Genomic DNA, 598 nt, shown 5'->3' on the forward strand with positions numbered 1-598 from the left:
TGGCCTGCCCCCATTGGGTGGTCCGGTTTGATTGTTAGTGCATTGTGGGCCTCTGGTCCATCGGGACGGTGCTTTCGGGCGCGGGTGGACGGTAGCCCAGAGCGCTGTGCGGCCTGATCGTGTTGTAGTGGATGCGCCATTGTTCGATCAGGATTTGCGCTTCCCTTAGGTTATAGAAGATTTCACCGTTGAGCAGCTCGTCCCGGAAACGGGCGTTGAAGCTTTCGCAGTATCCGTTTTCCCATGGTGACCCTGGCTCGATGTAAGCCGTCTTGGCGCCGACCGCCGCGATCCAGTCCCGCACCTTTTGAGCGATGAACTCCGGGCCATTGTCGGACCTGATATATTCCGGCGGGCCACGCAGAATGAACAGGTCGGTCAGTGCGTCCAGCACGTCGGTTGAGTTGAGCTTGCGATCGACACAGATCATCAGCGCCTCCCTGGTGTATTCGTCGATGATGTTCAGTGTGCGGTAGACCCGCCCGTCAGCGGTCCGATCCTGCACGAAATCGTAGGACCAGACATGGTTGGGGCGCTCGGGTCGCAGACGCACGCATGATCCGTCGTTCAGCCAGAGCCGTTCCTTTTTCCTTTGCTT

At 58.7% G+C, this 598-nt stretch carries 1 protein-coding gene; it reads right to left on the bottom strand.

The window, feature by feature from the left end:
* Positions 1-34: 34 nt before the first annotated feature.
* A partial coding sequence (locus I6N89_RS25350) for an IS3 family transposase (RefSeq protein WP_207020974.1) occupies positions 35-598 on the bottom strand: 564 nt, incomplete at its 5' end.

It is taken from the genome of Salipiger abyssi (assembly GCF_017311415.1).
In the GTDB taxonomy this organism is placed as follows: Bacteria; Pseudomonadota; Alphaproteobacteria; order Rhodobacterales; family Rhodobacteraceae; genus Salipiger; species Salipiger abyssi_A.